This is a genomic window from Lentzea roselyniae (assembly GCF_039537795.1).
Classification (GTDB): domain Bacteria; phylum Actinomycetota; class Actinomycetes; order Mycobacteriales; family Pseudonocardiaceae; genus Lentzea; species Lentzea atacamensis.
In genome coordinates this window covers 244,439-266,387 of sequence record NZ_BAABBE010000005.1, presented here as the reverse complement: position 1 = coordinate 266,387, position 21,949 = coordinate 244,439, and the positions used below count along the sequence as shown (strand labels likewise).

Below are 21,949 nucleotides of genomic sequence, written 5' to 3'. Positions count from 1 at the left end.
AGTCTTGGCTGCGTGACGAAGGGCTGGATCCGCCGACTGACCGCCGCCTGCTGGCAGCACCCCCGACTGGTGGTGCTGTCGGTGCTGGCAGCTGTCGTCGGCGTTGGTCTGCAGGCGGCGGGCCCGTTGCTGCTCAAGACCGCGGTCGACGACTCGACGGAGGGCCGCACCGACCGGCTGTGGGCGCTCATGGTGGCGTTGATCGCGCTGGAGCTGCTCACGTTCGGGTCGGCGTTCCTGCGGCGATATCTGGGCGGCCGGCTGGCGCTGGGCGTGCAGCACGACTTGCGGCTCGGCGTGTTCTCGGCGGTGCAGCGGCTCGACGGCGCGAAGCAGGACGAGCTGCGGACGGGGCAGATCGTGTCGCGGTCGATCACCGACCTGCAGCTGGTGCAGTCGCTGCTGATGATGGCGCCGCTGGCGGTCGGCACCGTGGTGTTCGCGGTGGCCGCCCTGGCTGCGATGCTCTACCTGTCGGTGCCGCTGACGATCATCGCGATCATCGTGCTGCCGCTGGTGGCGTGGCTCGCGGGCCGGACGCGGCTGACGTTGTTCCCCGCCACCTGGTCCGCGCAGCAGCGGGCCGCCGATCTCGCGCAGCACGTCGAGGAGACCGTCACCGGTGTCCGCGTGGTGAAGGGCTTCGGCCAGGAGGCGCGCGAGGTGGCGCGGCTGGAGAAGCACGCTCGCGCGCTGTTCGCGGAACGGATGCGCGCTGCCCGGCTGACGTCGCGGCCGCTCGCGACCGTCACCGCGCTGCCGTTGCTCGGCCAGGTCGGCGTGCTGGCGCTGGGCGGCTGGCTGGCGTTGCACGGCGAGGTCACGCTGGGCACGTTCCTGGCGTTCACGACGTACGTGGCGAACCTCGTAGGCCCGACCAGGATCCTGTCCGGCCTGGTGGTGTCCGCGCAGCTGGCGCGCGCCGGGGTGGAGCGGGTCTACGAGCTGATCGACTCGCAGCCGGACGTGCGGGACGGCCCCGACGAGGTGCCGGACGGCCCGCTCGGCATCTCGTTCTCGGACGTGACGTTCGGCTACACCCGCAGCGAGCCGGTGCTGCAGGACTTCTCGATCTCCGTGGAGCCGGGCGAGACGCTGGCGCTGGTCGGTACCGCGGGTTCCGGCAAGTCCACGGTTTCGTTGCTGCTGCCCCGTTTCTACGACGTGCACTCCGGTGCCGTCCGGGTGGGTGGCGCCGACGTCCGCACGCTGCGCCTGGAGTCGTTGCGCGGTGCGGTGGGTGTCGTCTTCGAGGAGGCTTTCCTCTTTTCCGACACGGTGTTCGCGAACATCGCGTACGGCCGCCCCACCGCGTCCCGTGAGGAAGTGGAGCGCGCCGCGAAGGCAGCGGAGGCGCACGACTTCATCGAGGCCCTGCCGCTCGGCTACGACACGGTGGTGGGCGAACGCGGACTGACCCTCTCCGGCGGTCAACGCCAGCGCGTGGCCCTCGCTCGCGCTCTCCTCTCGGACCCGCGGGTGCTGTTGCTGGACGACGCCACGTCCGCCGTGGACAACGCGACGGAAGCCGCGATCCACGCGACGCTGGCCTCGGTGACGGCGAACCGCACGACCCTGCTGGTGGCCCACAGACGCTCGACGCTGTCCCTGGCCGACCGGATCGCGGTCCTCGACGCGGGCCGCGTGGTCGACGTCGGCACCCACGAGGAGCTGACCGCTCGCTGCCCCCTCTACCGCGACCTGCTGGCGGGCCCGGACGAGGCGATCGAGTCCACCCCACCCGTGGCGACAGGCGAACTGTGGCCCACGTTGTCCCAGGAAACGCTGGACCAGCGTCTGATCGACGAAGCCAGGACCACTGCTCCCGCCGCGTCCGGCCGCCGGGGAGGCGGTGGCGGCGGCATGTCGGCACTGGCGGGCGGCCCGCCCACCCCGGAACTGCTGGCCAAGGTGCGCGCGCTGCCGCCCGCCACCGAGGCTCCGGTCCTGCACGGCGAAGACCCGCAGGCGCCCGATCCGAGCTTCCGCCTGGCGCGCCTGCTGCGCCCGGTCCGCTGGGCCTTGGCCGCCGTGGCCGCCCTGGTCGTGCTGGACGCGCTGGTGGGCATGGGCCTGCCGGCGCTGGTCCGCCTTGGCGTCGACGGCGGCGTGGTGACAGGCACCACCTCCACCCTGTGGCAGGCGGTCGCCATGGGCGTGGGCCTGGTGGTGATCGGCTGGCTGACCACGACGGGCAGCACCGTGTTCGCCGCCCGCCTGGGCGAACGCCTGCTCTACCTGCTCCGCGTCCGCAGCTACGCCCACCTGCAACGCCTGGGCCTCGACTACTACGAGCGCGAGATGGCCGGCCGCATCATGACGAGGATGACGACGGACGTCGACGCCCTCTCGACGTTCCTGCAGACCGGCCTCGTCACCGCGGTGATCAGCCTCATCACGGTCGTGGGCATCACCGCGGCCCTGGTGATCACCGACGCGTCCCTGGCCCTGATCGCCCTGTCCGTCCTGCCACTTCTGGCCGTCGCCACGGTGATCTTCCAGCGCCTCGCCTCCACCGCCTACGCCGAAGCCCGCGAGCGGGTGAGCGCCGTCAACGCCGACCTCCAGGAGAACGTCTCGGGTCTGCGCGTCTCCCAGGCCTACACCCGCGAACGCCACTCGGCGGAAGCCTTCGCCGAACGCAGCGACGCCTACCGCCGCACCCGCCTGCGCGCCCAGCGCTACATCGCCACCTACTTCCCCTTCGTGGCAATGCTCTCCGGCGTGGCCCAAGCCGTGGTCCTCGCCGTGGGCGCCCACCGGGTGGCCACCGGCACGCTGACTCCGGGCGTCCTCCTGGCCTTCCTGCTCTACCTGGGCCTGTTCTTCAGCCCGATCCAGCAACTCTCCGGCGTCTTCGACGGCTACCAGCAGGCCCGCGTGGGCCTGCGCCGAATCGGCGACCTCCTGCGCACCCCGAGCACGGTCGAACCCCCGGCAACCCCGATCCCGGTCCCGCCCCGCCTGCGCGGCGAGGTGGAACTGCGCAACGTCTCCTTCACCTACCAGGGCGCCGACCACCCGGCCCTGGACAACGTGTCCCTCCACGTCAACCCCGGTGAAACCGTCGCCCTCGTGGGCGAAACCGGCGCCGGCAAGTCCACCCTGGTGAAGCTGATCGCCCGCTTCTACGACGCCACCACCGGCTCCGTCCAGGTCGACGGCGTGGACATCCGCACCTACGACCTCTCGTCCTACCGCCAACGCCTGGGCGTAGTCCCCCAGGAGGCCCACCTGTTCGGCGGCGACGTGGCCGAGAACGTCGCCTACGGCCGCCCCACCGCCACAAAAGAAGAAATCCAGCAAGCCGTAGCAGCCGTAGGCGCCCTCCCGATGGTCGCCACCCTCCCCAACGGCTTCCACCAACCGGTGGGCGAACGCGGCAACCACCTCTCCGCGGGCCAACGCCAACTCCTGGCCCTGGCCCGCGCCGAACTGGTGAACCCGGACCTCCTCCTGCTGGACGAGGCCACCGCCGCCCTGGACCCGGCCACCGAGTCCGCCGTCCTGGCCGCCAGCGACCACCTGACGGGCACCCGCACCACCTTCGTGGTGGCCCACCGCCTGGCCACAGCGGCAAAGGCCGACCGCATAGTCGTCCTGGCCAACGGCCGCATAGTCGAACAGGGCACCCACGCCGACCTCTTGGCATCCAACGGCGCCTACGCCCGCCTGTGGCGCCACGGCACCCCGGAAGCCGCCGCCTGACCAACCGCGCGCCCAGGCGGCGATGCCGAGCCGCGCGTTGTCAACGGGCGCCCGCCAACACAAGCCGACCCCGCACCCACCCAGCACACCCACACTCGCAACGCGACCTGAGCCACCCCGCGCGCCCCACCACAAGCCGACCCCGCGCGGTCGCCAACCGTGGCCCCCACCACGAACCCTCGTCCCCGCCCCGCCCCATGACGTAGAAACCAACTCCCCGGACCAGCCAGGTCAAGGAGCCCACGTCATGCCATCCCGCCCCACCGTCCTCTACGTCTCGGACCTGACCTACCCGGCCAAGGGCAGGCGCTACTGCGACGAGGACATCCACCTGACCTCAGAGCTCCGCAAGACCTTCGACCTGGCCATCTGCCACCCGACGGACGCCGCACAACTCATGGCCGGCTTCGACACGGCCGTAATCCGCAACAGCGGCCCGGTGATCGACTACCCGGAGGCCTACCGCCACTTCCGGGAGCAGGCCAAGACCACCGGCCAACGCGTCTACAACCCGCTGACCGGCAAGGCCGACATGGCAGGCAAGCAGTACCTGGTCGACCTGACCGACGAGGGCTACCCGGTCATCCCCACGATCGACACCCTGCAACACCTGGACCGCCTCCCACAGACAGCCGAGTACGTCGTGAAGCCCAAAGCCGGCGCCGACTCCCACGGCCTGGAGTTCGTGTCCCGCGACGCCCTGCCGGCGAGGCTCGCGGACAAAGCGATCGACAACGCCGACGTCCTCATCCAGCCCAAGATCGATTTCCGGTACGAGGTGTCGTTCTACTTCGTCGACCACGACTTCCAGTACGCCCTGCACGCACCGGACCCGGCCCACCGCTGGGAGCTCACCTGGTACACCCCCACCACCGCGGATCTGGAGTTCGCGCAGACGTTCATCGACTGGAACAGCCTCGACCACGGCATCCAGCGCGTGGACGCCTGCCGCACGCAGTCGGGAGACCTGCTGCTGGTCGAGCTGGAGGACCTGAACCCGTACCTGTCGCTGGACCGGACACCGGAACGGACCAGGGAGGAGTTCGTGACAGCCATGACCGCGTCGATCGAGCGTTCACTGGCCTGACCGGGAGCCGGGCAAGATCGGCCGGCCTGGTCGGCAGGATCAATCGGCGGGATGCGGTTGTTGTACCTATCGTGAACTGATCACTGCACTCGGTGCGTATGCCCGTCCAACGGCTCAGTGGGCATTGCCCGAAAGAGAGGGGGACGTAGTGAGACGCACATCAAGAATTGCTCAACTACGGGTGACGACGGGCCCGTCCTGATCGATCCTGTGACAGAGCACTCCTTGCCAGATGCCTCCAGCGTGTGAAGGCCCGGGCCAGGGGGACTAGCCTGACTACCGCATGAGTCAACACCAAGAGCGAGATGGATAGAGGCGAGCGCCAGCCGTGTCCAGCAGCAGTCCTGCGTCACAATTCGGGCCGAACGAGTGGCTCGTCGAGGAGATGTACGAGCAGTTCCTCGCGGACCCGTCATCCGTAGACCCGGCATGGCATGACTTCTTTGCCGACTACAAGCGTGCGGGCGGCAACGGAACCGCCACGGCCAGCGCGGGTGGCTCCACGGCCACCGCCACCGTGACGCCGCCTGCCGCCGACAACGGCAAGGCAGCGCCCGCCGCGTCCAAGCCGGCCGCACAGCCCAAGCCCGCGGCCACGCTGCCGCAGACCGGCAAGCCCGCGCCCCAGCAGGCCGCGAAGGCCAAGCCGGTCACGCAGAGCGCGCAGCCCGAGCAGAAGCAGCTGCGCGGTGCCGCCGCCGCGATCGCGAAGAACATGGAGCTGTCGCTCACCGTTCCGACCGCGACCAGCGTGCGCGCCGTGCCCGCCAAGCTGCTGGCCGACAACCGCATCGTCATCAACAACCACCTGAAGCGGACGCGCGGCGGGAAGGTCTCCTTCACGCACGTCATCGGCTACGCGGTGGTGCGGGCGCTGCAGGCCTACCCGAACATGAACCGGCACTACGCCGAGGTCGACGGCAAGCCGTTCGTCGTCACGCCGGAGCACGTGAACTTCGGTCTCGCTATCGACCTGCCCGGCAAGGACGGCCAGCGCACGCTGGTGGTCGCGTCGGTCAAGGGCTGCGAGAACATGACGTTCACGCAGTTCTGGCAGGCCTACGAGGACCTGATCCGCAAGGCTCGGGCCGGCTCGCTCACGACCGACGACTTCTCCGGCACCACGATCTCGCTGACCAACCCCGGCACCATCGGCACGAACCACTCGGTGCCGCGGCTGCAGGCCGGTCAGGGCGCGATCATCGGTGTCGGCGCCATGGAGTACCCCGCGCACTTCCAGGGCACCAGCGAGCAGGCGCTCACCGACATGGGCGTCAGCAAGATCATCACGCTGACCAGCACGTACGACCACCGCATCATCCAGGGCGCGGAGTCGGGCGAGTTCCTCAAGCGCGTGCACCAGCTGCTGCTCGGCGAGGACGGCTTCTACGACGACATCTTCGCGTCGCTGCGGCTGCCCTACGAGCCCATCCGCTGGGTCGCCGACATCCCAGAGGGCGCTGTCGACAAGACCGCCCGCGTGATCGAGCTGATCGACGCGTTCCGCACCCGCGGTCACCTGATGGCGGACACGGACCCGCTGAACTACCGCCAGCGCAGCCACGCGGACCTCGACGTCCTGAGCCACGGCCTCACGCTGTGGGACCTGGACCGCGAGTTCCCGGTCGGCGGCTTCGCCGGCAAGGAGCGGATGAAGCTCCGCGACATCCTGGGCGTGCTGCGCAACTCGTACTGCCGCACGGTCGGCGTCGAGTACATGCACATCCTGGAGCCGGAAGAGCGGCAGTGGATCCAGGAGCGCGTCGAGGTTCCGCACGAGAAGCCACCGGCCACCGTGCAGAAGTACATCCTCAGCAAGCTGAACGCGGCTGAGGCGTTCGAGACGTTCCTTCAGACCAAGTACGTCGGCCAGAAGCGCTTCTCGCTGGAGGGCGGCGAGACCGTCATCCCGCTGCTCGACGCGGTGCTCGACAAGGCCGCCGAGCACGAGCTCGACGAGGTCGTCATCGGCATGCCGCACCGCGGCCGCCTGAACGTGCTCGCGAACATCGTCGGCAAGCCGATCTCGCAGATCTTCCGCGAGTTCGAGGGCAACCTCGACCCCGGCCAGGCGCACGGCTCCGGCGACGTGAAGTACCACCTCGGTGCCGAGGGCAAGTACTTCCGCATGTTCGGTGACGGCGAGACCAAGGTGTCGCTGACCGCGAACCCGTCGCACCTCGAGGCCGTCGACCCGGTGCTCGAGGGCATCGTGCGCGCCAAGCAGGACCTGATCGACCGCGGCGGCGACTTCTTCCCCGTCCTGCCGGTCGCCCTGCACGGTGACGCGGCGTTCGCGGGCCAGGGTGTCGTGGCCGAGACGCTGAACCTCGCGCTCGTCCGCGGCTACCGCACCGGTGGCACGGTCCACATCGTCGTCAACAACCAGGTCGGCTTCACCACCGCGCCGGAGCACTCGCGGTCCTCGAAGTACTCGACCGACGTCGCGAAGATGATCGGCTCGCCGGTCTTCCACGTGAACGGTGACGACCCCGAGGCCTGCTACTGGGTCGCGAAGCTGGCCGTCGACTACCGCCAGGCGTTCCACAAGGACGTCGTGATCGACATGGTCTGCTACCGCCGCCGCGGCCACAACGAGGGCGACGACCCCTCGATGACGCAGCCGGCGATGTACGACGTGATCGACCAGAAGCGCTCGGTCCGCAAGACCTACACCGAGGCCCTGATCGGCCGCGGCGACATCACGGTCGAAGAGGCCGAGAAGGCGCTGCAGGACTTCTCCAGCCAGCTGGAGCACGTCTTCAACGAGGTCCGCGAGCTCGAGAAGCACCCGGTGACGGTCAGCCCGTCGGTGGAGGCCGAGCAGCAGGTCCCGGCGAAGCTGCCCACCGGCATCACGCGTGAGGTGCTGGAGCACATCGCCGACGCCCACGTGAACCTGCCGGAGGGCTTCACGCCGCACGCGCGCGTCAAGCCGGTGCTGGAGCGCCGCGCGAAGATGGCGCGCGAGGGCGGCATCGACTGGGCGTTCGCCGAGCTGCTCGCGTTCGGCTCACTCGCGCTGGAGGGTCGCAAGATCCGCCTGGCCGGCCAGGACTCGCGCCGCGGCACGTTCGTGCAGCGCCACGCGACCCTGATCGACCGCAAGACCGGCGAGGAGTACACGCCGCTGCAGAACCTGTCGCCGGACCAGGGCAAGTTCATGGTCTACGACTCGGTGCTGTCGGAGTTCGCCGCGCTCGGCTTCGAGTACGGCTACTCGGTCGCGAACCCGCAGGCGCTGGTGCTGTGGGAGGCGCAGTTCGGTGACTTCGTCAACGGCGCGCAGCCGATCATCGACGAGTTCATCTCGTCCGGCGAGGCCAAGTGGGGTCAGCGTTCCGACGTCGTGATCCTGCTGCCGCACGGCCACGAGGGCCAGGGCCCCGACCACACGTCGGGCCGCATCGAGCGCTGGCTGCAGCTGTGCGCCGAGGGCTCCATGACCGTCGCGGTGCCGTCGACCCCGGCGAACTACTTCCACCTGCTGCGCCGCCACGCCCTCGACGGCGTCGACCGCCCGCTCGTGGTGTTCACGCCGAAGTCGATGCTGCGTCTCAAGGCCGCGGTCAGCGGGACGGACGAGTTCATCAACGACCGCTTCCAGTCCGTGATCGACGACCCGACGATCAAGGACCCGAACGCGGTCACGAAGGTCCTGCTGTGCAGCGGCAAGATCTCCTACGAGCTGCACGCCGAGCGCGAGAAGCGCGGCGGCGGCGACGTGGCGATCGTGCGCGTCGAGCAGCTCTACCCGGTCCCGGCCCGCAAGCTGACCGAGACCCTGGAGCGCTACCCGAACGCGAAGGACGTCCGCTGGGTGCAGGAGGAGCCGGCGAACCAGGGCGCCTGGCCGTTCTACGGCCTGGCCCTGCCGGAGCTGCTGCCCGAGCACCTGGGCACCGTCCGCCGCGTGTCGCGCCGTCCGATGGCCGCCCCGTCGGCCGGCTCGAGCAAGGTCCACGAGGTCGAGCAGCGCGAGATCATCACCCGCGCCTTCGAGTGATCACCGTTTGACCGAGACGAGCCGCCGGGCCCTGCACAGGGTCCGGCGGCTCGTTTTCTCAGCCCACACAGGAGTTTCTGCCATGTACCACACCGATCGCGGCATCGAAGAGCTCGAGAAGCGGCGCGGCGAGGAGGAGGTCACCCTCGCGTGGCTCGCCGACAAGCTCCGCTCGTTCGTCGACGCCAACCCGGACTTCGAGACGGCCGTCGAACGGCTCGCCACCTACCTGGCGCGCGACGACGAGGACGACTTCGAGGACTGATGAAGCCTCGTTAGCGAGTGGTGACCAGATCGCGTGGCGCGGGTGAAGGCCTGGTGGTGCTCGCAGGCTCATCGGGCCGCCTGCGGCGCTTCATCCGGTACGCCAGACCGTGCAGCAGACCCAGCAGCACTGCACCCGCGAGCAACGGGATCCCGTAGGAGAACCCGGGAGGCGAGAACCCGAGTCGCAGCGTCGCGCCGTCGCTGGACTTCGGCAGGTCGACGGTGATGATGCCCATCGGACCGCGCCGCACCGGCACGTCCTTCCCGTCAACGGAGGCGGTCACGCCCGGCCAGGCGAGCGCGGCCAGGGTGACCGTGCCCTCGCCCCGGTAGCGGATCTCCTCGTCCGGGCGTCTCGGTTGCCGGCGATCGTCGAGAACTTCGAGGCCGGGCGAGGTCCACGACACCCGGCCCTGCGGCCACGGCAGCGGCGCGGCACGGCGGAACACGGTCGCGTGCTCGTCGTGTGAGAGCACCTGCCAGCCGGCGGGCGGCTCGTCCGCTTCCCCGTTGGGCACGAAACCGTTGCGCACCACCACGTTCTGCACTCGCAGCAGGTCGGCGACCGGTACCCCGGTCTCGGGGTCGACCGCGAACAGGCGGTGGAACGCCTCGGGACAGGTAGCGCCGGACGGGTGCATGCACAGGCCGTTGTTGAGGGGCGCGTAACCCATGCCGGTGTAGGAGTTCAGGCTCGTCACCCCGGCGACCTCGTACATGCTGCCGGCAAGCATGTCGCGCCACAGACCGTCAGGATGCGTGTGCGGGTCACCCGGCGACACGTGGGACACGGTGAACGTGTTGCCCTCGTACCCCGCGAACCGGTCGCGCAGTTGCTGGACGTTGTGCGGCAACCGATAGGCGGTGAACGACGCGTTGATCGGGTACCAGGTCAGCTGTGCGAAGAGCACCACGGCGGTGCCCAGCGTCAGCACGACGGGCAGCAGTCGTTCCCGGTGCAGGGCGACGAACACCGCGGCCGCCGACAGGCCGGCGAGGATCACCGCGGCAGCGGCATGGCGCCCGGCCTGCTCCGGCGTCGCGGAGAAGGCGAGCGCGGCCTGGATGCCGATCAAGACCGCGGTACCGAACGCACGACGGCGCACCCGGTCGGCGCGCAGGCCCGCCGAGAGCGCGAGCGCCACGAACACGCACACCGGCAGGTACACGTAGTCCACGACCCGCATGGGCCAGCGGAAGAGCCACACCTGACCGGGCCCGGTGGCGAAGAGCGCGTAGCCGACGCAGAACGCGAACAGCGCCGACCTCGCCCGCAGGTTCGCGCGGACCGCGGACCACCGCAGCCACGGCAGCAGTGGCAGGACGAACCAGCCGAGGAACGCGTAGGGGACCATCAGGCGCAGGCCGTTGATCGACGCCTCGTTCGGTGTGTACGTCGGCGAGCTCAGGTTCAGCAGGTCGCCGAGCGCGGCCACCATGAAGCCGGTGTTGGTGATCGACCGGTCGCCGCGGAAGGAGACCTCGCCCGCGAGCACGAGCGGGGCGTAGACGACCACGGCGGACATCGCGATCGCCATGCCGATCAGCAGCAGTCGCACGCACGACGACCAGCTGCGCTGCACCGCCCGTTCGAAGAGCACCGAGGCCACCACCGCGGCGGCGCCCAGCGCGCCGTACGGGCTGCCGCAGGTCATCGCCATGATTCCGAAGAACACCGGGACCACCGGGTTCAGCCTGCCGTCCGCGCACTTGCGGGCCGCCCACCACAGGTGCGGGATCCAGGCGAAGGAGATCATGCTGATCGCCCACGCGGAAGCGTCGAAGTACAGCGTGAAGCCCGCGAACGGCAGCAGCACCGCGACCGTCGCCGACGGCCACTGGCGTGCGCCGTACTCGCGGCACAGCAGGTAGACGCCGAGTGCCATCAGCACCATGAACTCGATCTTGACCACTGTGGCGGCCACCGCCACGTCGGGCATCAGCGCGACCAGCACGTGGTTGGCCAGCATGATCGGGTTCCACAGGCTGAGCTGGGCCTCGGCCGCGATGTTGCCGCCGGGCCACATGTCCGGTGAAAGCGCGGGAAACCGCCCGGCCAGCAGCTCGGTGCCGATGTGGTACCAGCCGGGCACGAACACCGCGGCACTGTCATCCCAGAAGTAGAACGTCTGGATGTGGATCAACGGAAACAACGCGAGCACCGTGGTCACCACGCACACCGCGAACGGTGCGCGCACGGTACGAAAACCGTGCGAGAACACAACAGCCCCCAAGTCGAGTCCGAACATTCGATGCGCTCTCGCCCATTCGATGCGCTCTCGCTTATCGGACGTCGATCAAGCTACATGGCTTGACGCGAACGGCGGATCGTCAGTTGAACGGCTCCTTGCCGTCAACCGAGCGCCGGAGTGATACACATGCCGAGGGACGGCTCAAAACATCGGGCAGCTTTGCAAAAAATTCCCCGTCACGCGTACACATCAGAATTGACGCTTGTCCGAATTCCACTGCTACGCGAAGGTGACGAGATCGCGTTCGGCCAGGAACTGCAACGGTGTGCCGGTGAGCACCACCGGGTGCTCACCGGCAGAGCCTCACCAGGCGTAGGCCTCCGGGGCCGGCTTGGAACCGTTGGGACCGGGCGCCGGGAACAGCTCGTCCAGCTTGGCCAGCACCTCCGCGTCCAGCTTCAACTCCGCGGCGCGCAACGAGCTGTCCAGCTGCTCCGCGGTCCGCGGTCCGATGATCGGCGCCGTCACGCCGTCCTGGTGCAACAACCACGCGAGACCGACGTTCGCCGGGTCCTCGCCCAACTCCGCGCAGAGCTTCTCGTAGGCGTCGATCGTGTCGCGGTGCTTCTCCAACGCATCCGCCGCACGACCGGAGGAACTGCGCGAGCCACCGCCCTCGCGCTGCTTGCGCAGAACGCCGCCCAGCAGACCACCGTGCAGCGGTGACCACGGGATCACGCCCAGGCCGTAGTGCTTGGCCGCGGGCAGCACCTCCAGCTCCGCCCAGCGGGTCATCAGGTTGTAGATCGACTGCTCGGACACCAGGCCCAGGAACCCGCGGGTGCGGGCGGCCTCCGCGGCCTGGGCGATGTGCCAGCCCGCGAAGTTCGACGAGCCGAAGTAGATGACCTTGCCCTGCTGGCGCAGCACGGAGAAGGCTTCCCAGATCTCGTCCCACGGCGTGTCCCGGTCGACGTGGTGCATCTGGTAGAGGTCGATGTAGTCGGTTTGCAGGCGCTTCAACGAGGCGTCGGCGGCGCGGCGGATGTTCAGCGCCGAGAGCTTGTTGTCGTTGGGCCAGTCCCCCATGCTGCCGTAGAGCTTGGTCGCGATGACCGTCTTTTCGCGACGGTTGCCGCCCTGGGCGAACCAGCGGCCGATGATCTGCTCGGTGACGCCCTCGCCCTGCTTCCAGCCGTAGACGTTGGCCGTGTCGAAGAAGTTCAGGCCGTGTTCGTGGGCACGGTCCATGATCGCGTGGCTGTCGGCCTCGGACGTCTCGGGACCGAAGTTCATCGTGCCGAGGCACAGGCGGGAGACGGACAGGCCGCTGCGGCCGAGGTGGGTGTATTCCATGCCTTCCACCCTGCCTCGCCGGGCGGCACGGTGCCACGTGGAGCTGCTCCAGCTCACCACAGATTCGACAATGTTGAGGGCCAAATACTCGAAGAGAATCAGCACCTGCATTGCGCGCCATTGTTTGCAACCGTTCTCTGCACTCCTGCGACCAATGCGCACCCCGCTACGGCCAGTGACCAAACCCGGCCCACCCAGCACGGCGAGTACACAGATCGAGGCCCGCCACAGTTTTGACAGTATTGAGAACTGAAGTTTCGAACCTGTTATCCGGCCCACATCCCACGTTAGTTTCGTCGTGTTCCCCAGTTCATTCCCTGCCAGGAGGAACCCATGGCACGACTACGGCGTCATGTCGCCATCGCGGCGGCATTCGGCATCGCTTCCACGGCGATGTGGGCGCCTGCCGCGATGGCCGAGGAGGCTGTGCTGCCCGGTGCGGGCGCGCAGGCGGTCGAGGGCAGCTACATCGTGGTGCTCAAGGACGGCGCGCGCACCCCTGCCAGCGCGTTGGCGTCCCGCTACCAGGGCTCGGTCAGGCACACCTACAGCGCCGCGCTGAACGGTTTCTCCGTCACCGGGATGTCCGAGCGCCAGGCCAGGCGGCTCGCGGCCGACCCGGATGTCGAGTTCGTCGAACGCAACACCGTCGCGACGATCCAGGACACCCAGTCGAACCCGACGTGGGGCCTCGACCGGATCGACCAGGCGAATCTTCCGCTGGACCAGAAGTTCACCTACCCGAACACAGCCTCCGACGTGACGGCGTACGTTCTTGACACCGGAATCAGGAAAACGCATTCCGAATTTGAGACCCGCGCGTCAGACGGTTACGACTTCATCGACAACGACGCCGTCGCGCAGGACTGCCAGGGCCACGGCACGCACGTCGCCGGCACGGTCGCGGGCAAGACGTACGGCGTCGCGAAGAAGGCCAAGGTCGTCGGTGTCCGCGTGCTCGGCTGCGACGGCAGCGGTGCTTGGGACGGCATCATCCGCGGCATCGACTGGGTGACGGCGAACGGCAAGAAGCCCGCCGTTGTCAACATGAGCCTCGGTGGCGGCGGTTCCAACAGCTCGCTGGAGAACGCCGTGCGGCGCTCGATCACCGCGGGCTTCACGTACGTGCTCGCGGGCGGCAACAGCGGTCAGGACGCGTGCAACTTCACCCCGGCCCGCACGCCCGAGGCGATCACGGTCGGCGCGTCGGACCGCAACGACAAGCGGTCGATCTACACGTCGGGCTCGTCGAACTGGGGCAGCTGCCTGGACATCTGGGCGCCCGGCAGCGAGATCGTCTCGGCCTCGCACAGCAACGACACCGGCACCCGCTCGATGGGTGGCACGTCGATGGCCTCCCCGCACGTCGCGGGCGCGGCGGCGCTCTACCTGAACGCCAACCCGAACGCGACGCCCGCCCAGGTGCGCGACGCGCTCGTCCGCGCGGCCACGCCGAACAAGCTGACCGACATCAAAACGGGTTCACCGAACCTGCTGCTGAAGGTCTAGCAAGCACGCCGGAACCGGCCCCCTGCACCGGTGACGGCCGTCCTGCGCCCTTGACGCTCCGCCGAATGCGGCTCGGCCGGAACGTCGATCGACTGGGGGCGCGCGCGGTGGGAGTGGGAGCTAGTCCCACTCCCACCGCACTCCATAGATTCCGGGCTTCGAGTTCCGCACGTGGATGTGCGTCGACGCGGTGGTTCCGATCCACAGGTCGTTGAGCGCGGTTTCCGGCTCCTGCAACGACGGCCGGGTGAACGCGTAGCACCGCGCGGGCACGGCGTCCGGGTGGAAGTCGATCTGCAGCACGTACTCGCCGACCGGCCGCAGGAACCGTCTGTCGCAGACCTCGCTGTCCGCACCGGGCCGCATCCGCACGCGGTAGTCGACGAGAGCCGTCTCCCCCGCTCTGAGCATCCGGTCGAACAGGATCTCCGCGACGAGGAACCCCGTGGCGTCCTCGCCGCGCACCCGCCCCAGCCGGCACGGCGCACCCGTCTCGATCGACGGCACGCCGAGGTCCGCGGGGTCGGCGAGCTGGATGGCCAGGAACCTGTCGACGCCGTCGTCCAGCGCCTGCACGATGCCGGTGCAGTGCATCTCGACCTCACGCCGGTCCGGCCCGATCACCTGCCGGTCGCGCACGCTGAGGTAGGTCGACGCCGCCGGTGCCCTGTCGATCCGCGCCATGACCTCGCCGAGGTCGGTGGCCCGCGAGTCCCACATGTCCTCCAGGGACATCGCCTGCCCGACCCACCGGCCCCGCGGCCGCTTGTCGCCGAGCCGGTCGGTGAGGAAGCCCTCGCCGAGGTCGAGGAGCTCCTCCAGCGCGGTGACGACCTTCAACGACTCGGGGCGCTCCGGACGGCTGCGGCCGCGGCGCCAGTAGCTGAGCGTCGAGAGGCTCACCTGCATGCCGCGGGCGGCCAGGTGGTGCTGGATGCGTTCGAGGCTGAGACCGCTGTTGTCGACGGCTTTGGTCAGCGCCTCCGCGAAGTCCACCACGCCAGCACCGTACGGCGGCGACACCCTCCGCCAGTAGGCCCACACGGAGGGTTAGAAGCCGCCGGTCTCAAATGGCTCGTTCACCCCGTCGCCACACCGAGTGCGTCAACGGAACGCCAGGCCGATACGCCAGATGCGTGATCGAAGGCGCGTCCAGAACGTGGAGGTCAGCGCACGCACCAGGCCTGATGACGCCGACATCGTCGCGACGCAACGCTCGTGCGCCACCCGCCGTTGCCGCCCACACCGCTTCCTCGACGCTCATCCGCATCTGCAGGACCGCTGTCGTCACGCAGAACGCCATCGACGAGGTGTAGGACGAACCGGGATTGCAGTTGCTGGCGAGCGCGACCGTGGCGCCCGCATCCAGGAGCGCACGGGCCGGCGGCAGCGACTGGCGGGTCGAGAGGTCGCACGCCGGGAGCAGCGTGGCGACCGTGCCGGACGACGCCAGCGCGTCGATGTCCTGCTGCGACAGGTAGGTGCAGTGGTCGACGGACGCGGCGCCGAGCTCCACGGCCAGCCGCACGCCGGGGCCCTCGCCGAGCTGGTTGCCGTGGACGCGCAGGCCGAGGCCCTTGTCCTTGGCGGCGACGAGCACCGCCTTCGACTGGTCGTAGTCGAAGGCGCCCTTCTCGCAGAAGACGTCCGCCCAGCGCACGAGAGGCGCGACGGCGTCGAGCATCTCGCCGCGGACCAGGTCGACGTAGGTGTCCGCGTCCTCGCCGGGCGGGACGAGGTGCGCGCCGAGGAACGTGACCTCGTCGACGTGCTCGGCGGCGATGCGGGCCGAGCGCACCTCGTCGGCGACGTTCAGGCCGTAGCCGGTCTTGGTCTCCACGAACGTGGTGCCCTGCTTCAACGCCTCGGCGACGTGCTTGCGGACGACCTCCGCCAGTTCGGCGTCGGTGGCCTGCCTGGTCGCGTTGACGGTGACGGCGATACCGCCCGCGGTGTAAGGCTTTCCGGCCATGCGGGCGGCGAACTCGGCGGTGCGGTCACCCGCGAAGACCAGGTGGGTGTGGCTGTCGACCCAGCCGGGCAGCACCGCGCGGCCTTCGACGTCGATCCGTTCGTCAGCGGGCGGAGCGCTGGACGCCTGCCCCACCCAGGCGATCTGCTCACCGTCGACGATCAGCGCGTCGCCGGCCGCCTCGCTGTTCGTCGTCAGCTCACCGATGCCGGTGATCAGCACGCTCATGCCCACTGCTCCTCGATCGCGTCCGCCAGCAGCCTGCCGACGTCTCCCAGAGTCTCGTGCACGCCTCCGGAGGCGACCACCCGGCCACCGACCACGACGGTGTCCACATCGGACGCCGTCGCCGACAGGAACACCTGCTGCGGCAACGAACCCGCGGTGCGCGGTGTCGAGCAGCTGATCGCCACGAGGTCGCACGGCGCGCCCGGCTCGATGCGTCCCGCCTCCGGCCGGCCCAGTGCGGAGTGCCGGGTGGCGGTTTCGAGCAGCTCCTGCGGCGAGAACCGGCCGCGTTGGCCGGTGCGGAGGCGCTCGTTGTGTTCCAGTGCACGGGTTTCGAGCAACGGGTCGATGACCGCGTGCTGGTCGCTGCCCAGCGAGATGGGGCTCCCCGCGTCGGCGAGCTCGCGGGCCGGGCCGATGCCGTCGGCCAGGTCGGCCTCGGTGGTCGGGCAGAAGCACGCACCAGTGCCGGACTCGCCGAGCAGCGCGATGTCCTCTGGCGTCAGGTGAGTGGCGTGCACCGCCGTGGTGCGCGGCGACAGGGCTCCGGCCTCGTTCAGCAGCCCGGCCGGAGTGAGGCCGTAGGCGGCGAGGCACGCCTCGTTCTCCGCGGGCTGCTCGGAGAGGTGGACGTGCAGCGGCGCGTCCGGAAACGCCTGTGCCACCACGCGCAGTTCGTCGCGTGGGACCGCACGAACGGAGTGGATCGCGGCGCCGACCCGCATCACGTCGTCGGACTTGAGCTCACCCACCCGGCTCGCCCACGCTTCGGCCGTGCCGTCGGAGAAGCGTTGCTGCACCTCGTTGAGCGGCTGGTCGATGCCGCCCGCGAGGTAGCAGGTGTCGAGCAGGGTGAGGCGGATGCCCGCGTCCTTCGCCGCCTCGCGCAGCGCGTGGCCGAACTCGTTCGACCTGTCGTGCACGTAGTGGAACTCGCCGACGGCTGACACGCCGGCGAGCGCCATCTCACCGTAGACCGCACGGGCCAGGCGGTAGTACGACTGCGGGGTCAGCTTCGACGCGAGCGCGTACATGCCCTCGCGCCACGTCCAGAACGTGCCGCCACCGTCGTGGGTGCGACCTCTGAGCGCGCGGTGGAACGCGTGCGAGTGGGCGTTGGCGAAGCCCGGCACGACGACGCCGTACAGCCGCCGCACGCCCAGCGGAATGGTGTCCACTGTGGACACGCTCGCGATCCTGCCGTCCTCGACCCTGATCAGCACGCGTTCGGCGAGCCCGCCGGGCAGCCAGGCCCGCTCGCACCAGAAGTTCATGAGCCGAGGTGTTCGAGCGTCGAGGCCAGCGCCTTGACGCCCTCGTCGACGTCGGCCTGCTCGGCGAACTCCTCCGGCGCGTGGCTCACGCCGGTGGGGTTGCGCACGAACAGCATCGCGGTCGGCACGTGCGCGGCGAGGATGCCCGCGTCGTGCCCCGCACCGGTCGGCAACGCCGGAACACCGCCGAGCGCTCCCGCGATGTCGTCGCGCAGCCCGCTGTCGAAGTACACCGTGTCGCCGTACGACTCCTCGGTGATGACCACTTCGCACCCTTCTTCCTCAGCAGCCTTGTGGGCTGCCTCGGAGATCTCCGCGACCATGGCACGGGTACGCGCGTCATCGGTGTCGCGGGCATCCAGCCAGACGTCCACAGTGGACGCGATGACGTTGGTGCCACCGGGGTTGGGGACGAGCCTCCCCACGGTGGCACGCCCGCCGTCCCTGGCAGCCTTGCGGGCTGCCAGGACGAGTTGCGACGCCGGGAGCATCGGGTCCCTGCGGTCCTCGATCAGGGTGGCGCCGGCGTGGTTGCCCTCGCCGCTGAACGTGAAGCGCCACCGGCCGTGCGCCAGGATGCTGGACGCTACGCCGACCGGGACCGTCAGGCCGCGACCCTGCTCGACGTGGAGCTCGACGAACTGGCCGATGCGGCCCAGGGTCCTCGCGTCCTCGCCGACCAGGTCCGGGTTGTAGCCGGCGGCCTTCATGGCCTCGGCGAGCGTGATGCCGTCCGGGTCCTTGAGGTTGAGCGCCTTGCCGGCCTCGATCGCACCGGTGAGGAGGCGGGAGCCCAGGCACGCGACACCGAACCGGCCGCCCTCCTCCTCGGCGAAGACCGCGATGGCGAACGGCCTGCCGGGCGTGAACCCCTTGGCCTGCAGCAGATCGACGGCTTCCAGGGCGCTCGTGACGCCGAGCGGGCCGTCGAAGGCGCCACCGCCGGGAACGGAGTCCAGGTGGCTTCCGGTGACGAGCGCGTTGTCGCCGCGCTCGCCCCACCAGGCCCAGAGGTTGCCGTTCTGGTCGGTCTCGACGTTCAGGCCACGTTTGACGGCCTGCTCGACGAACCAGTGCCGGAGCTCCAGTTCGGGCTTGGCGTAGGCGTGGCGGGAGTAGCCACCGCGCTTGAGGTCTCGCCCCACGTCCGCGATCTGGTCGAGCATCAGCCCTCCATCGGGATGCGCACGCCCTTGGCGGAAGCCACGGTCCTGGCCTCGTCGTACCCGGCGTCGACGTGCCGGATGACACCCATCCCGGGGTCGTTGGTCAGCACGCGCTCGATCTTCTGCGCGGCCAGCTCGGTGCCGTCCGCGACCGTCACCTGACCGGCGTGGATCGAACGCCCGATGCCCACACCACCACCGTGGTGGATCGACACCCACGTCGCACCCGAGGCCGTGTTGACCAGGGCGTTGAGCAGCGGCCAGTCGGCGATCGCGTCGGACCCGTCGGCCATCGCCTCGGTCTCGCGGTACGGCGAGGCCACGGAGCCGCAGTCGAGGTGGTCGCGACCGATCACGATCGGCGCGGACAGCTCGCCGGAGGCGACCATCTCGTTGAACTTCAGGCCGGCCAGGTGCCGCTCGTCGTAGCCGAGCCAGCAGATGCGCGCGGGCAGGCCCTGGAACTCGACGCGCTCACCGGCCATCTTGATCCACCGGGCGAGCTGCTCGTTCTCCGGGAAGAGCTCCAGGATCGCCTGGTCGGTCTTGGCGATGTCGGCCGGGTCGCCGGACAGCGCCGCCCAGCGGAACGGGCCCTTGCCCTCGCAGAACAACGGCCGGATGTACGCGGGCACGAAGCCGGGGAACGCGAACGCGCGGTCGTAGCCGCCGAGCTGGGCCTCGCCGCGGATCGAGTTGCCGTAGTCGAACACCTCGGCGCCGCGATCCATGAACCCGACCATCGCCTCGACGTGCGTGGCCATCGACGCCCGCGCCCGCTCGGTGAACTCCTCCGGCTTGGAGGCGGCGTAGTCCTGCCAGTCCTCCAGGGCGACACCGATCGGCAGGTACGCCAACGGGTCGTGCGCGGAAGTCTGGTCCGTCACGATGTCGACCGCGACCTCGCGACGCAGCAGCTCGGGCAGGATCTCCGCCGCGTTGCCCACGACACCGACGGAAACGGCCTCACCGGCAGCCTTCGCGGCGAGCACGCGCTCAACAGCGGAGTCGAGATCCGCAGCCACCTCGTCCAGGTAGCGGGTCTCCAGGCGACGCTGGGCGCGGTGCGGGTCGACCTCGATGCACAGCGCGACACCCTCGTTCATCGTCACGGCGAGCGGCTGCGCGCCACCCATGCCGCCGAGTCCCGCGGTGACCGTCAACGTGCCCTTCAGCGTGCCGTTGAAGCGCTTGTTCGCGACCGCGGCGAACGTCTCGTAGGTGCCCTGCAGGATGCCCTGGGTGCCGATGTAGATCCACGAACCGGCGGTCATCTGCCCGTACATCGTGAGGCCCTCGGCCTCCAGGCGGCGGAACTCCGGCCAGTTCGCCCAGTCCGGCACCAGGTTCGAGTTCGCGATCAGCACGCGCGGCGCCCACTCGTGCGTGCGCATGACGCCGACCGGACGGCCCGACTGCACGAGCAGCGTCTCGTCGGCCTCCAGCGCGGCGAGCTCGCGGGAGATCGCCTCGAACGACGGCCAGTCGCGGGCGGCCTTGCCGGTGCCGCCGTAGACGACGAGGTCCTCGGGGCGCTCGGCGACGTCGGGGTCGAGGTTGTTGTGGAACATCCGCAGCGCGGCCTCGGTCGACCACTGCTTCGCGGTCAGCGACGTACCTCGATCAGCGCGAACAACCATTACAGGGCTCCACTTCGAATCAGGGCCTCGGCGGCGGCGATCTCCGGTGCGAGGTGGCGGTCCGGGCCGGGGCCCTGGACCGTCTCGCGGAGCTTCGCCACGGCGGCGGCCGTCGCGGGGGCGGGCTTGAGGGGCGCGCGCAGGTCGAGAGCACGCGCGGCGGTGAGCAGTTCGATGGCCAGCACGGTGGTCAGGCCGTCCACGGCCTTGCGCAGCTTGCGGGCGGCGGACCAGCCCATCGACACGTGGTCCTCCTGCATCGCGGAGGACGGGATCGAGTCGACGGACGCCGGCACGGCCAGGCGCTTGAGCTCGGAGACGATCGCCGCCTGGGTGTACTGGGCGATCATGTGGCCGGAGTCGACGCCGGGGTCGTCGGCGAGGAACGGCGGCAGGCCGTGCGAACGCGAGACGTCGAGCATGCGGTCCGTGCGGCGTTCGGCGATGGAGGCCACGTCCGCGAGCGGGATGGCGAGGAAGTCCAGCGCGTAGGCGACCGGGGCGCCGTGGAAGTTGCCGTTCGACTCGACTCGGCCGTCCGCCAGCACCACGGGGTTGTCGATCACCGACGACAGCTCGCGGTCGGCCACCGTCGCCGCGTACGCGACCGTGTCGCGGGCCGCGCCGTGCACCTGCGGGGAGCAGCGCAGCGAGTACGCGTCCTGCACGCGGGTGCAGTCGGGGCCGCGGTGCGAGGCGACGATCTCGGAGTCGCGCAGGAACGCGAGCATCCGCGCGGCGGAGACGGCCTGGCCGGGGTGCGGGCGCAGCGCGTGCAGCTCCGGTTCGAAGACCCGATCCGTGCCGAGCAGTGCCTCGACGCTCATCGCGGCGGTGAGGTCGGCGATGTCGAGCAGCCTGGTGAGGTCCGCGATCGCCAACGACAGCATGCCGAGCATGCCGTCGGTGCCGTTGATCAGCGCGAGGCCTTCCTTCTCCGCCAGCTGCACAGGTTCGATGCCGGCTTCGGCGAGTGCCTCGGCTGCGGGGACGAGCTCGTCGCGGGCGTTGCGGACCATGCCCTCGCCCATCAACGCGAGCGCGCTGGCCGACAGCGGGGCCAGGTCGCCGGAGCAGCCCAGCGAGCCGAACTCGTGCACCACCGGGGTGATGCCCGCGTTCAGCATGCCCGCCACGGCGTCCACAGTGGACAGGCGGACGCCGGTGTGGCCGGTCGCGAGGGTGCGCAGCCGCAGCAGCATCAGCGCCCGGACGACCTCGCGCTCGACCTCGGGACCGGAACCGGCGGCGTGCGAGCGGATCAGCGACCGCTGCAGCTGGGCACGGCGGTCCGGCGGGATGTGCCGGACGGCGAGCGCGCCGAACCCGGTCGAGACGCCGTAGGTGGGGCGTTCGGCCGTGGCGAGCTGTTCGATGTGGCCGCGGGCGGTGGTGACCGCCTCACGGGCCGCCTCGGTGATCGCCACCGGGGCTCCGTCGCGGGCGACGGCGTGCACGTCCTCGAGGGTCAGTGGCTTGGGACCCAGCTCCACCGGTTGTCGCATGCAGACATCACAGCGCTCCGGGGCCGACTCAGCGACCCC

At 69.8% G+C, this 21,949-nt stretch carries 13 protein-coding genes; 5 read left to right on the top strand and 8 right to left on the bottom strand.

What is annotated here, in order from left to right; all coding sequences use genetic code 11:
- Positions 1-12 precede the first annotated feature (12 nt).
- The 4 genes from ABFX45_RS11160 (at position 13) to ABFX45_RS11145 (ending at position 9,066) form a co-directional block, all read left to right on the top strand.
- The gene (locus ABFX45_RS11160) at positions 13-3,708 is read left to right on the top strand and encodes an ABC transporter ATP-binding protein (protein WP_346129441.1); all 3,696 of its coding nucleotides are present in this window, start codon (positions 13-15) and stop codon (positions 3,706-3,708) included.
- A 247-nt stretch (positions 3,709-3,955) separates the two neighbouring features.
- Positions 3,956-4,795 carry a hypothetical protein gene (locus ABFX45_RS11155; RefSeq protein WP_346129439.1) on the top strand — a complete coding sequence of 280 codons (840 nt, stop codon included), beginning with the start codon at positions 3,956-3,958 and terminating at the stop codon, positions 4,793-4,795.
- 328 nt (positions 4,796-5,123) lie between these two features.
- Positions 5,124-8,801, top strand: a complete 3,678-nt coding sequence (locus tag ABFX45_RS11150; RefSeq protein ID WP_109639289.1) for a multifunctional oxoglutarate decarboxylase/oxoglutarate dehydrogenase thiamine pyrophosphate-binding subunit/dihydrolipoyllysine-residue succinyltransferase subunit — start codon at positions 5,124-5,126, stop codon at positions 8,799-8,801.
- Positions 8,802-8,883: 82 nt separating this feature from the next.
- The gene (locus ABFX45_RS11145) at positions 8,884-9,066 is read left to right on the top strand and encodes a DUF6104 family protein (RefSeq protein WP_109639288.1); all 183 of its coding nucleotides are present in this window, start codon (positions 8,884-8,886) and stop codon (positions 9,064-9,066) included.
- A gap of 10 nt (positions 9,067-9,076) precedes the next feature.
- Here ABFX45_RS11145 and ABFX45_RS11140 read toward each other — a convergent pair whose 3' ends face one another.
- Positions 9,077-11,266, bottom strand: coding sequence for a hypothetical protein (locus ABFX45_RS11140; RefSeq protein WP_346129436.1), 2,190 nt, complete (start codon positions 11,264-11,266; stop codon positions 9,077-9,079).
- Between the two features lie 357 nt (positions 11,267-11,623).
- Positions 11,624-12,616 carry an aldo/keto reductase gene (locus tag ABFX45_RS11135; protein WP_109639286.1) on the bottom strand — a complete coding sequence of 331 codons (993 nt, stop codon included), beginning with the start codon at positions 12,614-12,616 and terminating at the stop codon, positions 11,624-11,626.
- A 333-nt stretch (positions 12,617-12,949) separates the two neighbouring features.
- Between ABFX45_RS11135 and ABFX45_RS11130 the strand changes: the two genes are divergently transcribed.
- On the top strand, positions 12,950-14,125 hold the full coding sequence (locus tag ABFX45_RS11130; protein ID WP_346129434.1) for a S8 family peptidase: 1,176 nt from the start codon (positions 12,950-12,952) through the stop codon (positions 14,123-14,125).
- A 120-nt stretch (positions 14,126-14,245) separates the two neighbouring features.
- On the opposite strand, the gene ABFX45_RS11125 is transcribed toward ABFX45_RS11130, so the two are convergent.
- The 6 genes from ABFX45_RS11125 to hutH form a co-directional block, all read right to left on the bottom strand.
- Positions 14,246-15,124 (bottom strand): hypothetical protein, encoded by an 879-nt coding sequence (locus ABFX45_RS11125; protein ID WP_146231714.1) that lies wholly within the window; start codon positions 15,122-15,124, stop codon positions 14,246-14,248.
- A gap of 67 nt (positions 15,125-15,191) precedes the next feature.
- Positions 15,192-16,325, bottom strand: coding sequence for an imidazolonepropionase (gene hutI / locus ABFX45_RS11120; protein WP_346129431.1), 1,134 nt, complete (start codon positions 16,323-16,325; stop codon positions 15,192-15,194).
- Positions 16,322-17,599, bottom strand: a complete 1,278-nt coding sequence (locus tag ABFX45_RS11115; protein WP_346129429.1) for a formimidoylglutamate deiminase — start codon at positions 17,597-17,599, stop codon at positions 16,322-16,324. Before ABFX45_RS11115 ends, hutI begins: the two co-directional genes overlap by 4 nt.
- On the bottom strand, positions 17,596-18,765 hold the full coding sequence (locus ABFX45_RS11110; RefSeq protein ID WP_346129427.1) for an allantoate amidohydrolase: 1,170 nt from the start codon (positions 18,763-18,765) through the stop codon (positions 17,596-17,598). Before ABFX45_RS11110 ends, ABFX45_RS11115 begins: the two co-directional genes overlap by 4 nt.
- Positions 18,765-20,405, bottom strand: coding sequence for a urocanate hydratase (gene hutU, locus ABFX45_RS11105; RefSeq protein ID WP_346129425.1), 1,641 nt, complete (start codon positions 20,403-20,405; stop codon positions 18,765-18,767). Before hutU ends, ABFX45_RS11110 begins: the two co-directional genes overlap by 1 nt.
- On the bottom strand, positions 20,405-21,910 hold the full coding sequence (gene hutH / locus ABFX45_RS11100; RefSeq protein ID WP_346129423.1) for a histidine ammonia-lyase: 1,506 nt from the start codon (positions 21,908-21,910) through the stop codon (positions 20,405-20,407). The genes hutU and hutH overlap by 1 nt, the downstream gene beginning before the upstream one ends.
- Between the last annotated feature and the right edge of the window lie 39 nt (positions 21,911-21,949).